Source organism: Fibrobacterota bacterium, from assembly GCA_019509785.1.
In the GTDB taxonomy this organism is placed as follows: Bacteria; Fibrobacterota; Fibrobacteria; order UBA11236; family UBA11236; genus Chersky-265.
In genome coordinates this window covers 1-14,589 of the sequence record JAEKLQ010000044.1, presented here as the reverse complement: position 1 = coordinate 14,589, position 14,589 = coordinate 1, and the positions used below count along the sequence as shown (strand labels likewise).

The following is a 14,589-nucleotide window of genomic DNA, read 5'->3' as shown; positions in this document are numbered from 1 at the left end:
AAAATTCCTCAACAGCCAGATTATATCACCGTGGGAAAAGGGATTGCAAAGGATGTTGGTCGCGAAGTTTAGACGGGAAAGCGGGTTAGCGGAGTCTCTAATCGAAGGAACGGCGGGAATCCCGCCGGGAAAGTTCACTCGGTCTTGACCGGGCCCCGCAGCTGCGAATCGATTCTCTGCTTTTCGAACACGTAGCGGACGATCTTTTCCTGGAACGCGGTTTCCATCTCGGTGAACTTCAGGTTATGCTCGAAGTCCTCGCGGTTGGCCCGGACCACCGAAGTCATGCGCATGACCTCGCAGCGCACCCCGCGTAGCGAAGTGCCGGGCAGATCGAAATTCAAGGACAGCTTGTACCCTTGGGGAATGGGGCTGGTAAAGCGGGCGCAACTGCCGCCGCCGCTCAGGTCCAGCATGCGGCCTTCCAGCACCATGCCCACCGCGGGCCCGCCCTGTTCCTTGTCCCAGCCCTCGCAGCGGGCCATCACCGTTACGCGGCAGGGGATGTTCACGTCGATACGCACCCAATTACGCAACTGCTTGCGCTCGAGCGCGCGGGTATGCGGCAGGAACACCATCTTCTGCCCCAGGCGCGTGGACAGCACGGGAAGGGTCACGGCATATTCCCCATCTCCGGGCCTCAATAGGGACAATTCCACCGCCCCGCCGATCGCCACGGTGGGAGGGATTTCCGATTCCAACGCGATGGCCCAAACCTTCTCGCGCACCTCCTGGACGCGGCCCCTGCGGACCACGCCTTCACCGTCCGTCAGGCTCACTTGCATCCCCTCTTCCATCTGCCGGGTGCCGGAGAGCGGGATCTCGGGAGGCAAATGGGAATAGCCGAGCTTCAGGCGCAGGCCCCGCAGCAGGGCGTATTGGGTCTCTTCCTTGTCGAGCTGGCGCTGATTGGCCTTGAGAAATCCTTCCAACGCCTCTTCATATACGAAGGAGGAATCGAAGACCATATCGGCGCTGCTGACCCCGCCGTCCTCCACGATGCGCTTGAGGATCTCCACTTCCTGGCTGGTCAACCGTTTCTGGCCCGCCATCTCGGCGAAGTATTGCCAGCCGATATCGATTTTCTCCCGCTGCCCTTTGCCCGCGCGCAAGATCTCCAGGAGGACCAGGCCGCCCATCAACGCAACCAGGAAGACCCCGAAGAGGATGAATCCGGTGACGCTGAAGCGGCCGAAGCCGCTGCCCAGGGAACGGATGACTTCGAGCGAGGCCTCGGCATGGGCCGTACCCGGGGCTATGGCCCCGAGCAGAAAGGCGAAAAGCCATGCCCGGAACAAGACCGGGAAGGCCGCAGGTTTAAGATTCGATTCCGCCATAATCGGGTTCCAACCTTATTCTTGCACATTTTAAGTTGCCTGTCCTCCCCGTCGGACGCTAAAATCTGGAGGCTACCCCCGTCGGCCGCGCCCGAAGGCAACCGGGACCCGGGCCGACCGGCCTCCGGTTTTGGAGGCGGGATGGCCGGAGGCAAGGCTTGAATCCCGAATCCAGCGAATTGAAGGCCCTGGTCCAGAAGGTCACGGACCTTCCCACCCTGCCGGCCATGATGGCGACCATTACCCGCCTCATGCAGGATCCCCGCACCTCGGCCGAGGAACTCGGGCGGGCCATCTCCACCGATCCCTCCCTGGTCTCCAAGGTTCTGAAGCTGGTCAATTCCGCCTTTTACGGTTTTCCCGGCCGGATCGGGACCATCACCCAGGCCATCGTGATCCTCGGCTTCAGCACCATCCGCAACGTGGTATTGACTACTTCCGTGCTTAAGGCTTTCGCCAAGGGCAGTCCCTCCGGCGTGGACGTAAACCGGTTCTGGGAACATTCCCTTCTCACCGGCGCCATCGCGCGCGCGCTGGCCATCGAACGCGAAGCCAATTTCATCGAAGAGACCTTCATCGCCGGCCTTTTGCACGATATGGGCCGCATCGTGCTGAGCCAGAAGCTGCCCGCCGAATTCGAGAAAGTGCTGCAGGCCAAGCGCGATACCGGCATGCCCCAATTGCAAGCCGAGCAAGCGGTCCTCAAGCTGACCCACGGCGATATCGGGGGTTGGTTGGCGCGCAAATGGAACCTGCCCCTGCCCTACGTGGAAGTCATGCGGCTGCACCATTTCCCGCTGCATATCCTGGAGCAAGAGCCGGACTCGCAGCACGACACCGTAAAATTGGTCTTTCTGGTCCACGCCGCCGACGTACTCGCAAATGGCATCCGGGAGGGGGCCTTGCAAGCCGGATCCCTCGCGGACATCCATCCCCAGGTGCGAACGGAATTGAAACTCGACCCTGCCGGTTGGGACCGCTTGCGGCTCAGGGCCGAAGAGGAGATCAAGAAGGCCCAGTCCTTCCTGGAAATCCTATGATCCGCATTTTCCCGCGAGGATAGCACCATGGCCACCGAATACAAGCGTTCCGCCAAGAAAAAGCTAAGCATGGATCAATTGCAGGACATCACCCTTCCGGTGAGCCTGGAGCTGGGGCACAAGCTGATGCGCGTGAAGGACCTGTTGGAATTGGTGCCGGGCCGCATCGTGAAGCTCGACCGCCTAGCGGGCGAACCGGTGGATCTGGTCATCAACGCCAAGACCATCGCCAAGGGCGAGGTGGCCGTCATCGACGAGAATTTCGCGGTGCGCATCGTGACTCTGCTGAGCCCGGAAGAGCGTCTGAAGCTGCTCTGACCTTTCCCCGGCCGATTTACCGGCTTCCCGGCCGGCACATCCTGCCCCCCGCTTTCCTTCGCAAATAATCCCGGCAACCGACGCGGCACGCCGCTATTTTTCATGCCAGGAAACCGAACCATGACCAGCAGCCGCGAACCCATTCTTCCTCGGCGAGGAACGCCTCTTCTGAGAGGTGCGACACTCGCCTTGGCATTGGCCTGCGCCGCCTTCGCGCAGCCCCGCAATACCCTGCCCGCCTCCCTAGCCGCCGCCGACGCGGTCATCGACACCATCATGACGGGCCTCACCGGTACGGGCGGCATCGCCGCGGACGATAAGGGCAACGTGACCGTGGCGGAAACCGTGGCCAATCGCAGCTGGCGCCTGCCCGCCGGCGGCGCTAAAGTGGCCCTGGCCTCGGTCGCCGGCCTCACGGTGCGCGGCCTCGTGTACGACGCCCAGGGCCGCCTGCTTTTCTGCCAGGACGATAAGATCTCCTACTTCGATGCGGACGGGGCCGCGCATGATCTGGCCGTCAAGCGCGCCGACGGCGGGAAGCTCGGCCACAACAACGATCTCGTGGTCCTGGACGATGGCGGCGTCTATTTCACCAACGGCGACGGGAACGACGTCTTTTACTGGCATGCGGGCGCCGACCCGATAGTGGCGGCTTCCGGATTGAACTATCCCGACGGCATCGAGTCCGACGAGAAACTGGGCAAGGTCTACGTCAACCTATTCAATCAACCCTACGCCGTGGCGTCCTTCGACATCCAAAGCGACCACACCCTCGCCAACAAGCAGGTATTGACGGCCGCCCTGGGGAACCCGGACGGGCTGGTGCTGGACGCCCTGGGTAACTTCTACGTTACTAGCTTGGCGGAGGGTTGCGTGGCCGTCTTCTCCCCCGCGGGCAAGGAATTGGGGCGGATAACCTTCCCGGGCGAGAAAATCCACAACGCCGCCTTCGGGGGACGCCGCAACGATACCCTCTATATCGTCGGCGAGTACGCGGCCTTCAAGATGCCCATGAAGGTTTCGGGCCAACGCGATCCCTTCCATGCCACGACTTCGCTGGGATTACCCGCGTTCCGCCTGCCCGGAAGATCTTCGTCGGCGTACCCGTTCCCCGCCTTCGGAATCGATGAGATTGATCCGCTCCGCGATGCCCTGGGCCGGACCCGGCTTCCGCCTCGCGCGCCTTGATTCATCGGCGTCGGGAACGTAGGCGTACCGTACGGGTTTCATTCCTATGCATCTGGATCGGCCCGGATTCCCAAGGCGCGAGGCCCGGGATATCGATGGCGATCCGGTAAGTCCCGTCCCCGAGGCGGGGGAATACCACTTCGCGGCGCAACCCGATCTGAAATGATGAGCCGGACCCGGGCTTTTGTTCGGACCGCTCGACCCGGATCCGCATTTGCTTTTCTTGGGCCGAATCGAACCCGCGCGGGAATTCCAATTTCAAAGCGAGCCGATACAGAGGGATGTCCACGCGCACGGGGCCGTCCGGCTTTTCCCGTAAGGGAACCGTCACGCTGAAGAGCGCGTCCTTCTGGAACTGTTCCGAGAAAAGGTACAGGTTGCAGAACCTCACGGCCTTGGCTTTCCGCCATGCGGACAGGTAATTCCTCCGTTCCATCGCGTAACCGCCCTCATGCAAATCCACGCTAGATCCCCAGTAACAGGAATCCTTTTGCTGGGAGCAGGGAACTTCAAATCTGAAATAGCTCTCCGCTAAAGGCTTTCCCAAGGAGGTGAAGACGAATTGCACGGGAAGCAAGGAAGGAAGGGTCGCGGTATCCGGGGCGGAGGGCCCTAAGGCCTGGAGGGCCGCCTTTCGGGAGGAGCGATTCGGGATCGCCGCCAGTTTCTTCAGGTACTCCTCGCGCTCGGGAAACTTCAGCCGCGCGAATAGGCCGACGAAGAATTCCGCCTCGATGTCGTAGGGATTCCCGTCCACTTGGGATTTCAGGCGGCTGAATACTTCCGTGCGCAGATCCACCGGGAGAACGGGAGCGCGGGAATCGCGATAGCATGCCATGGATCTTTCCCCATACGGAAAGAACTTGTCGCCCGGTTCCGGCAAGAATCGACCGAGATCGGTGGGCGATACCCAGCCTTGCCCGGTAAAACCGCGGCCATGGAGGGCCAGGAGTTTTCGAAGCGAATTTGCGGAACCGTAGCGGGCCAGCATGGCTATGGAATTACTCTGCCCTCTGTACTCCACGTCCACGATGCCGCCCAGGAAGAACGATTCCCAATCCTCGCCCCGGCATTCCAAGATGCGCTTGGCCCGTTCCGGCTCGGTGGTCCCGCGTAAGGCCGCTGCCAGGTTTCCGCTTTCCAGATCGCGGATCAAGTAAGCCATGGATCTGGGTTCATCCAAGCCTTCGCTTCCGTTTCCGCACCACCCCGACCAACCATAGCTCCCGATGCTGTCCAGGGAGGCTGTATCCCCCGTTCTCAAAAACGCCGCGATATGGCGATACAACTCGGGGTAGGTCCAGAGCGTGTCCGCGAACGCAGGCTTGGACGGATCAGAGGGAGTCCGGTCCAGAAAGGTCCTGCGGTAGGCGAGGTCGGCGCGCAGAATCTTCGGGATGTTCCCGTCCTTAGGAGGGGCCGCCGGCTTCGATGCGACAGCCCTCGCCGCGCCGGAGGCAGGAACCTGGCAAAAGGCATCGTACGCCCGATCCAACCTATACTTGAGGATATGCCGCAGGAGAATGCCATCTTGCATCTGCGAAGTCGAATCGGCGCGGACCCGCTCCAGTAAACCCGCGTAGGCTTTCTGACCGCCCGCAGCCAGATATGCTCCTGCCGCGGTGTCCATCGCTTCCCACCAACCGCCCGATTCGGGCTTGGTCCGCAAAAGGCTGTCGAGGTAGACGCCGATACGCTTGAGGCTTTCGGCCGCATCTCCCCTACCTTTTGCGCCCAAACTGTCCCGGATGGCCTTCACACGAGCCTGGTCGAACGCCTGTTGCCGATCCAAACTGTCCCGGAAGGATAATCGATCGGGCCGAACCGACCCGATCGGCGGCGGCCGGAAGAGCTGGCTTAACCCGCGCAAACTGGAGGTTTCGATGCCGAGATCCAAATTCCGGAACCACTCCAGCTCGCAGGGCCCGGCACTCGCACTGCCTTTCCATGCAGAGCTGGAACGGTTGAGGCGGGCCAGGGAGTCGACGGAGAGGTAGACCAACTCCTGCCTGATCTCGATTCGGCCCTGGGCGTCGCGCGAGACTTTATGCAGCGCTTCCCCCCGGGCGCCATAGGTCCGTTCGACCGTGTTCACCCGCTTCCCTCCGGCATCGAACCGCCGCAATTCCCGCAGCCGTCCATCTTCCTCGCGCAGCAGCGTATCACGTCCGATCGGGACGCTATCCGCCCCGAAAAATCGCGTGGCGACGTGCCGGTGGCGGGAGTCGAACAGGAATTCCGCCGATGCAAGCGTACCGCCCTTCATCCCTCCGAGCAGGGAAACCCGTTGCGCGCGCCCCAGGGAATCGAGGACGAAGCTATAGGCGGTGGCGGCGACCTGCATATAGGCGATGCGGCGGCCTTCCTTATCGATCTGGAGCGAAAGCCCGTCCATGATGATGCCGCCCTCGGTCCGGTTCCAATCCGCCAACTTCGTTCCCGAGTATCCGCAGGATGCCTCCTCAAGAAGCTCCCCTTCCGGGGATTGCTTGATGGTTTTCATGGCCTTGCCGGCATCGTCGTATTGGTACTGGATGGAATATTCGGCCCGGCCGTCAGGCCCCTTCCGGACCAATCCCAGCCGCTTGCCGGTGGCATCATAGGTAAGGGAATCGACCCCTTGGATCCGGCCCGAAGTATCGTAATCGAATTTCTTCCAGAGCAAAGGCTCGAGGGGCTTTCCCGCGACCTGGCCGGCCAAGGCACATAGGAGAGGCAAAATGTAGGGCATGCGAGTGAGGGTTAATCTACTTAGGAAGTCTTCCGCCGCGCGCGGGAAAAGCATCCAGCCAGCTACGGATTGCTACCTTATGCCGGCCATGACGGCCTTTCGCACGCGTCTTCCCGCCTTGCGCGCCGTCATCGCTGCCGCCCTGTTTTCGGCCGCGCCGATCTTCGCCCAGTTGCACACCCTTTCCCACGCCGTCCAGGACAGCCTGGCCGCGAAGGTCAAGGCCGATTCCGTCCAAGCCCATGCCGACTCGGTCAAGGCCGATTCCCTGGGCACCCGCGCCGATACGGTGCAATACTCGGCCCGCCGCATCCGCTATCGCAGCGATCGCTTCTCGCTCTCGGACAAGGCCCTGCTCACCTACCGCGGCTCCTCCCTGGTGGCCGATTCCATCATCTATTACAACCAGGATAACCTGGTGGAGGCCATGGGCGCCCCGCTCATCACCGATGCGGGCAACCCGCCCATCCTGGGCTACAAGATGCGCTACAACCTGAAGACCAAGGTGGGCGAAATCTATTATGGCTCTTCCAAAAAGGGGAACCAGACCTTCGACGGCGTGGAGGTGCGCCGCCAGAAGGACGGGGACATCCTCATCGCGCGCGGGGATTTCTCCACCTGCGATCTGGTCGACAAGCATTACTTCTTCTACAGCCGCCGCATGATCCTGGAGCCCAAGTCCAAAGTGCTTTCCGGCCCCATCGTCATGAACGTGGCGGACGTGCCGGTGGCAATCCTGCCCATGATGGTGATGCCCCTGGGAACGGGCCGGCGCTCGGGGCTGTTGCAGCCGAAGTTCGGCGGCGATCAGACCCAAGGTTTCTATCTGCAGGGCCTCGGCTATTATTGGGCCATCAACGATTACACCGATTTGAAGATGGCCGGAGACGTCATCGAAGGGGCGCAAGGCACTTTCGACAAGACCAACCTGAACGGCGAATTCCGCTACAACAAGCGCTACGACTTCAACGGATTCCTGCGCGGCACCGCCTACGTAAGCCAGTTCGACGTGAGCAACCCGGGATGGTCGGCGGAATACGCGAACGATTGGACCATCACCCCGGACGGGAAGCAAACCCTGAAGGGCAGCGGCCAGTTCGTGTCCGAACCGAAGATCATCCAGGACAACGCGCTCAACGAGACCCAAGCCGCCAACCAGACGGCCAACGCCACCTTGGGCTACCAGCGTGTGTTCGCGTGGAACAATGCCACCATCAACGCCAACTTGCTGCAGAACTACAACCTCACCTCCACCCAATTGGATCGCAGCATCCCCGATCTCACCTTCCGCGTGGGCGCCCCGCTGTTTCCCCGTTCCGAGGACGAGTCCCCGGTAGTCGGGGACGATCCCTGGTACCGCAAGATCACTTATGATTACCATAACCATTTCAACGTGGATCAGGTGAAAATCCCGGCCCCGGCGGGCGTCGCCGTCGGGGACAGCAACATCTACGCGGGCTACCAGGACGGCTTCAACCTTTCCGCCAAATACCCGTTGTTGCAATACTTCAACATCACCCCAGCCCTAAACCTAAGCCAGATGTGGACGGCCACCCAACGGGGCGATTCCCTGCATCCCGTGCGCGACGATTGGGATCCCGCCCGGGGCGAGTCAGGCGAGTATTTCGCCGCCTACAATCTCAGCACCACGGTGGACACGCGCATCTACGGGATCGCGCAGCCCGATGGCAAGCCCTGGTTCGGAAAGCTCGCGGGCATACGGCACACCATCAGCCCCAGCGTGAGTTATACCTTCGCTCCCAAGATCGATTCCAACCCCCGCTTCCTGCCCGACCCCAAGATCGGGGGCGCCGCCTTCCAGGCGCGCCAGCAGACGGTGGGATTTTCCCTGGGCAATGACGTGGATCTCAAGTTGGCCCCGGACGAGGCCGCCGGGCAACCGCCCCCGGGCCAACCCGGCGCTCCGACCTCGGTTCCGGCTTCCTCCACGGGCGCTCCGGTCGCCGGTTCAACCAACGGCGGGACGACGGGATCGGGTCCGCTCACGACGGGAACAAAAAAAGGGCCTAAGGCCGAATCCTATAAGCTGCTCTCGGCTGTATCGAGCGCCAATTACAATTTCGCCCGCGACACCCGGGAATGGTCCCCCATCACCAGCACCTTCAGCCTTTACCTCACCAAGGACGTCGCCTTCACCCTCAATACCACCCATGCCCTTTACGACGACTTCGACCCGGCCCGCCTCGACGTCCTGGTCTCCCCCATCCTCACCTCCTATTCTTTCGGATGGCGCAAGGGCGTTTCGGTCGGGGGCAATTTCAACGATGGCGTGCGGGTCAAGGACACGCGCGGCTTCGCCACCGATCGATTCGATACCTCGCCCTGGTCCATGGATCTGAACTACAACTTCAGCTTCAATTCCACCCGCGTGGGCGCGGGCGGAAGCAGCGATCCCCTCGCCAGCGCCTTGGGCGGCAACGGGACCTTCCGCCGGGATCGGACCCATTCGGCCAGCGGCAGCCTCAAGCTCAACCCCACCGCCACCTGGCAGATGTCCTACGATACCGACTACGATTTCTCCCAGGGCCGCTTCTCGCGGCATTCCTTCGCCTTCCACCGCACCTTGCATTGCTGGGTCATGGATTTCAGCTGGACCCCCGAAGGGCTCACCCAAGGCTGGCAATTCAATATCCGCATCACCGATCTGCCGGACGTGAAGTTGGAAACGCGCGACTCCCGCATCCGCACCCCGTCTTCGGGCTTAAATCCCTGACGCGGGGCGGTCGCATAACTAGATTTTCGGCCATGTCCCCTGTTCCGGGCCCCCAGCGGGTCGCCGGTAGATAGCATGCCGAAATCAGAGCTGGTATTGGCCAGCCGCTCGCCGCGACGGGAGCAGATCCTATCTATGTTGGGATTCGGATTCACCATTCAGGTCCCCGATTACGAGGAAATCAACCCGCCCGGCATGGATCCGCGGCGCGTGCCGGAGTTCCTGGCGCGGGGGAAGGCCGAGGCCGTCAAACCGACCCGGCCCGGGGCCCTGGTCCTGGCGGCCGATACCGTGGTCCTGCTCGGCGATTTGATCCTGGGCAAGCCCAGGGACTCGGCCGATGCCTTGGAGATGTTGTCGGCGCTGAACGGCCGCACCCATGAGGTGGCGACGGGCGTGGCCCTGGCCCGGGATGGTAAAATAACCGCCTCGGGGACGGAGCTGTCGCGGGTGACCTTCGCGCGCGTTTCCGATGCGGTCTTGCGCGCGTACGCGGCATCGCAAGAGCCGCTCGATAAGGCCGGCGCCTACGCCATCCAAGGGCACGGAGCCCGACTGGTGGAAAAGGTGGACGGTTGCTTTTACAATGTCATGGGCCTGCCGATCCAGCTCACGCTGCGGTTGCTGGGCCCCTATCTGGACTAGGAGAGACATGAGCGAGGAAAGCAACGCCAACGGCACCCAGGACGGCGAGAACGTCGGCGCGATCTTGCGCAAGGCGCGCATCGAGTCGGACATGGACGTGAACAAGATCTGCGCGGACTTGCGCATATCCCCGCAGGCCCTGGAAGCCCTGGAGCAAGGCAATTACCACTTCCTGCCGGGCGATCCGTACATCCGCGCCCTGCTGGGGTCCCTGGGACGTTACCTGGGCCTGGACGCCCTGGCCCTGGTGCAGAAGTACAACCGCGAGATCGGCGCGGTGCACGCCGCCCCGTCCATCGCGCCTTACAAGGACCGGACCTCCACCCACGTTTCCTCGCATAAGCAGATCTTCATCGTCATCTTCGCCGTGCTGATCGTCGTGCTGATCGTGATCATCAACCAGCTGAAGAAAAGCGAACCTTCCGCCACGGGCATGGGTCCCGCGCCGGGAGCGGTCGCCGGCGCATCGGATAGCTTGACCCCCCAGCAGGATAGCCTGATCAGCAAGTCGCTGGCGCCGGATTCGGGCGCTTCCCGAAGCTCGCCGGATTCCGGCGAAACGCGCGGGCAACCCGCGACTCCGGCCTCCAAGGCCAACCGCGAGGCGGCCGCGAAAGCGATCGCCCATGCCGACAGCGCCGCTTCCAAGCCGGCCTCCGGCGCAGGCCCGCATGCGGCGACGCCCGCCACGCCTGCCACGCCCGCCGGCAAGGCGCCTGTAGCCCCGCCCGCCGGCACGGCGCCCGCTCCGGCGCCATCGGCCGCGACCGTCCCCGCCGCGGCTCCGGGATCGTCCGCTACCCCCGGTTCGACGGCCGCGCCTGCAGGAACGGCCGCCGCCTCTGCCGCCGCTTCCATGGCCGGGCTGAATTCCGCCATCATCAAGCCGCTGATCGACAGCGTAGGCGTGCGGGTCGTCCGCTCCGGCAAGGAAGATTTCAGCACCCTGCTCCGTCTGGGCAAGCAAATGCAGGTGAGCCATACCGATACCATCGTGGTCATGGTCTCCAAGCGCAAATCCGTCGAAGTCACCATCGGCGACAAAACGGTGACCCCGGAACGGAAAAGGTTTAAGATATACGGGACCACCCTGAAGACGTTCTGACCATGTCCATCCTCCTGCTCATCGCCCTCGCCCTGCTGCTACCCGCCGCCCTGCTTTACCTGACCTTGTCGGTAAACGATTTCGAGAAGAACACCAAGGCACTGACGGCGGTCCTGCAAAAGCGTTACCACATCGAGCCGCCCAAGAAGGCGACGCCGGGCCAACTCATCCCTTCGACGGCGAAACCGGCCAAGGCCTAAGACTTAAGCAGGAAGGCGGAACCCAGTGGCGCGCAAAGCAGACATCAAACGCAAAACCAAAGAGACGGACATCAAGCTGTCCCTGGATCTGGATGCCGCCATCGACGGGCCCATCTCCACCGGCTCGGGCTTCCTGGACCATATGCTGGATTTGCTGCGCAAACACTCGGGCATCGGGTTGACCGTGGAATGCAAAGGCGACACCGACATCGACATGCACCATTCCGCCGAGGACATCGCCATCTGCCTGGGCGAGGCGCTGCTGAAGGCGGTGGGGGATAAGAAGGGCATCGAGCGTTACGGCTTCTATTACGTGACCATGGACGAGGCCTTGGCCCGTTGCTGCCTCGATTTGTCGGGCCGCATCGGCTTCGTCTACAACGCGGCCATCCCTTCGGCCCGCATCGGCAACCTGGACACCGAGCTGGTCCAGCATTTCTTCCGCAGCGTGGGCGAGAACGCCAAGATGAACCTGCACATCGATTTGCTGCGCGGTTCGAACGCGCACCATTGCGTGGAAGGGATGTTCAAAGCCTTCGCGCGGGCGCTGGCGATGGCGATTTCGCCGTCGCTCAGGGTGAAGGACGTGCCTTCGACGAAGGGGACGTTGGGCGGTTAACCCTTCTCGTTGGGCCGAGGCTTCAAGGCCTTGGCCAACCCATTTACGGCTTGGTTAATCCAAACCCCTGGATTCCGAAGGCCGGAACCGATTTGATAACCCTTCTTCCATCGACGGTGAAAAGGTTCAAGGCCACGATCTGGCTGTTCAGCTTTTGGCTTAGCGAAGGCCGCGGCGGACGGATGCTGCTTATCTGCGACAAAGCGCGAAAGGCGTTCACGCGGCCGCAACCATAATACTTGTCGCGCCCAGGCGTGTCTTCAAGCGGGTCGCCGACGAGATCATCGGCGCTCGAGCATAGGATGTCGCGGATTTGCGCAGGGGTGCGGCGCGGGTCTTGGGCCAGGAGCAGGGCCACCACGCCAGAGACTTGGGCAGTCGCCATCGAAGTGCCGGAAGCCATTTGGTCATAAGGTTGATTTGATGAAATATCCAATACCGGGATGTAATCACCTGGCGCGACCAAATCGAGTCGATCCCCGTAATTGCTCGGTGCAGAGCCAGGGTTCAAACCTTTTGCACGGCGATCATCGGGACCCGTTGCGCCCACAGCGATAACACCTGGTAGCTGGGCGATCACGGAAATTTTTTCAATGCCATTATTGGCAGATCCAGCTACAACAACTATCCCCGCCTGAATAGCTGCTGCAACCGCATCCTTGTATTCGGTTGTGAGAGCGGCGGCCGTATCCCCCCTTGAAATATTGATGACCCGCGCTTTCATTTTTATGGCGTAACGAATGGCTTTAGAGGTGTTATCTAGAAGCCCGCTCGAGTCACGACCATCCCTCAATATCATCAGCTTGCATTTCCAATCCACACCTGCAAATCCCAGTCTATCATTCGAAGCGCTTCCGATCACCGAAGCTATGGAAGTGCCATGACCATCGATGTCATCGGGATCGTTGTCATTGTCGTGGAAATCCCATCCCCTCACATCATCGACCAAGCCATTGCCGTCATCGTCGATTCCGTTGCCTTGGATTTCCCCCTTATTAATCCAAATCCGGCCCGCGAAATCGGGCAATTTCCATTTGCAGCCCGTATCCAGGATGGCAATGATAATGGAGCTGTCGCCGGTGGTGATATCCCAGGCTTGCTCCATATGCATGTCGGCGCCGACTTTATTGACGGTGCACCCCGTGCATAATTGGCCCCCGGAATTCTTCAGGGGCCACTGATATTGGAACAAACTGTCATTAGGCAGCTTGGCCTGAACCGAATGGACCAGGCCAAAAGCTGCCGCGCAGGCGGTTCCGATGAATCGCCTGGGCTTGATCATGGCATTGTAAAGGCGTTGAGCCAACTGTCCGGCTGAATGCTCACTTTTTTGGCCTGCAGCCGTCCGTAGAATTGGGCTTGTCCTTGTTGGTTGGGACGGCTATTGACGATAACCAAGGCATTCGGTGCCAATAGGCCGCCTACGAATTTGGAATCCGTTCCCAACCGCAAATCGGCGGTTTGCCGACTGGTGAATTGGATCAAGGAGGGAACCGTTCCGGCGGTCGTATTCATGATGAACCGATCCCCCAACGTCATGAAGTCGCGCACCTGGACGTCAAGCAGAGAAGTTCTAGCATCCAGTTCGAATTTGACATCGGTATCCACCTGGAAGGACTTGAACCGGTAAGTGCCGCTGCGCAGCTTTACCGTTGCCCTAGAATATACGATCACGTCCCCATAATTGCCCGGAGCAAGTTGGATGATTTGATCGTTCGACACGGTTACGTTCTGGGTGCCTACCGTTTGACTCGGCAAGGTCGGCAAGCTGCAAGGCTGAAGAGCCTGGCCTTGCGCCAAAGTACCCGTAATGACCGTTCCATTCTGTCGGGTCAGAGTTCCGTAGATGGCGGCATTCCCTTGGATCTGGGCTCTTTCCCGCAAAAACGCAGTAGAGCCTCCGTAAAAGTTGCCTTGGATTACGGCATCGGAACCCAATTCAAACGCGCCATTTGACCGTACCTGTCCTGTAGTTTTCACGCGATCCGCCAGGGTCATGTCCTGAACCGAAAATAGTGCCAAGGCGTCCCCGCAAGAACCGCTATTCGCGGCTTTATTTCCCATGACCCAATTCGCATCAGGAATGGTATAGGTGACAGTGCTCCCCGGCGCACCGTTCAAGAACGGTCCCACCACCAGGCTTCCCGTTCCCATGTTCTGACTGCCGACGACGGTAAAGGTCTGGCCATCGGTGCTATACGAAACCTCCACCGCGCTTCCTTTGCGTTCCACCTTGACCCAAACCGGGGTATTGGTGAACACACCTGGGATTGTGGTAACCGTGCCGGCCGAACGGCCATCAGGCCGGCTGAAAACCTGGAGGGTGCCATTTTGGTTAAGCGCGATTCCGATGTGCTGCTCAACCAGTTCTCCGGTCTGCCGGGCATCCAGCCCAACCGCCGTTCCAGCCTGGATAGTCGAGGTATTCACTTTAAGGGTTTGGACAAAGTCCTTACCGGATGCCGTGGCTACGGGAATGTTGAGCCAAGGGTCACCTTGACCTACGTCGGTGGAAATTTTTCCGGTGTAGGTAGTAGAATTATTTGATGGGTTACGCGTTGGTTTTACGCTCGATATTACCGAAGCTTGCGGAGGCGAATCCCCGCGGGATTTTTGAATCATTCCTCCATCAAGAGTTGTTGTATTCCCAGCCTTGTCTGTAGCTACATATT

The 14,589-nt window shown here is 60.9% G+C and carries 12 protein-coding genes; 8 read left to right on the top strand and 4 right to left on the bottom strand.

The features are described 5' to 3' along the window. Window positions 1-134 precede the first annotated feature (134 nt). On the bottom strand, window positions 135-1,337 hold the full coding sequence (locus tag JF616_13070; protein ID MBW8888681.1) for a PilZ domain-containing protein: 1,203 nt from the start codon (window positions 1,335-1,337) through the stop codon (window positions 135-137). 158 nt (window positions 1,338-1,495) lie between these two features. Between JF616_13070 and JF616_13065 the strand changes: the two genes are divergently transcribed. From JF616_13065 to JF616_13055, 3 genes are all read left to right on the top strand, one after another. Next, window positions 1,496-2,377 carry an HDOD domain-containing protein gene (locus JF616_13065; protein ID MBW8888680.1) on the top strand — a complete coding sequence of 294 codons (882 nt, stop codon included), beginning with the start codon at window positions 1,496-1,498 and terminating at the stop codon, window positions 2,375-2,377. 27 nt (window positions 2,378-2,404) lie between these two features. Beyond that, complete coding sequence (locus JF616_13060; GenBank protein ID MBW8888679.1) at window positions 2,405-2,695, top strand: FliM/FliN family flagellar motor switch protein; 291 nt, start codon at window positions 2,405-2,407, stop codon at window positions 2,693-2,695. A 189-nt stretch (window positions 2,696-2,884) separates the two neighbouring features. Next, complete coding sequence (locus JF616_13055; GenBank protein MBW8888678.1) at window positions 2,885-3,883, top strand: SMP-30/gluconolactonase/LRE family protein; 999 nt, start codon at window positions 2,885-2,887, stop codon at window positions 3,881-3,883. A 1-nt stretch (window position 3,884) separates the two neighbouring features. Here the strand turns inward: JF616_13055 and JF616_13050 are convergent, their stop codons facing one another. Continuing rightward, window positions 3,885-6,614, bottom strand: a complete 2,730-nt coding sequence (locus tag JF616_13050; GenBank protein ID MBW8888677.1) for a hypothetical protein — start codon at window positions 6,612-6,614, stop codon at window positions 3,885-3,887. 79 nt (window positions 6,615-6,693) lie between these two features. Between JF616_13050 and JF616_13045 the strand changes: the two genes are divergently transcribed. From JF616_13045 to hisB, 5 genes are all read left to right on the top strand, one after another. After that, the gene (locus tag JF616_13045; GenBank protein ID MBW8888676.1) at window positions 6,694-9,348 is read left to right on the top strand and encodes an LPS-assembly protein LptD; all 2,655 of its coding nucleotides are present in this window, start codon (window positions 6,694-6,696) and stop codon (window positions 9,346-9,348) included. Between the two features lie 90 nt (window positions 9,349-9,438). Next, the gene (maf, locus tag JF616_13040; protein MBW8888675.1) at window positions 9,439-9,993 is read left to right on the top strand and encodes a septum formation protein Maf; all 555 of its coding nucleotides are present in this window, start codon (window positions 9,439-9,441) and stop codon (window positions 9,991-9,993) included. A 7-nt stretch (window positions 9,994-10,000) separates the two neighbouring features. After that, entirely contained in the window at window positions 10,001-11,098 is a 1,098-nt protein-coding gene (locus JF616_13035; GenBank protein ID MBW8888674.1) for a helix-turn-helix domain-containing protein, read from the top strand. Between the two features lie 2 nt (window positions 11,099-11,100). After that, window positions 11,101-11,298: a hypothetical protein gene (locus JF616_13030; protein ID MBW8888673.1), complete on the top strand. Its 198-nt coding sequence runs from the start codon at window positions 11,101-11,103 to the stop codon at window positions 11,296-11,298. A 25-nt stretch (window positions 11,299-11,323) separates the two neighbouring features. Next, on the top strand, window positions 11,324-11,917 hold the full coding sequence (gene hisB / locus JF616_13025) for an imidazoleglycerol-phosphate dehydratase HisB (GenBank protein MBW8888672.1): 594 nt from the start codon (window positions 11,324-11,326) through the stop codon (window positions 11,915-11,917). A 43-nt stretch (window positions 11,918-11,960) separates the two neighbouring features. Here the strand turns inward: hisB and JF616_13020 are convergent, their stop codons facing one another. Continuing rightward, on the bottom strand, window positions 11,961-13,199 hold the full coding sequence (locus tag JF616_13020; protein ID MBW8888671.1) for a S8 family serine peptidase: 1,239 nt from the start codon (window positions 13,197-13,199) through the stop codon (window positions 11,961-11,963). Continuing rightward, the gene (locus JF616_13015; protein MBW8888670.1) at window positions 13,196-14,539 is read right to left on the bottom strand and encodes a hypothetical protein; all 1,344 of its coding nucleotides are present in this window, start codon (window positions 14,537-14,539) and stop codon (window positions 13,196-13,198) included. Before JF616_13015 ends, JF616_13020 begins: the two co-directional genes overlap by 4 nt. Between the last annotated feature and the right edge of the window lie 50 nt (window positions 14,540-14,589).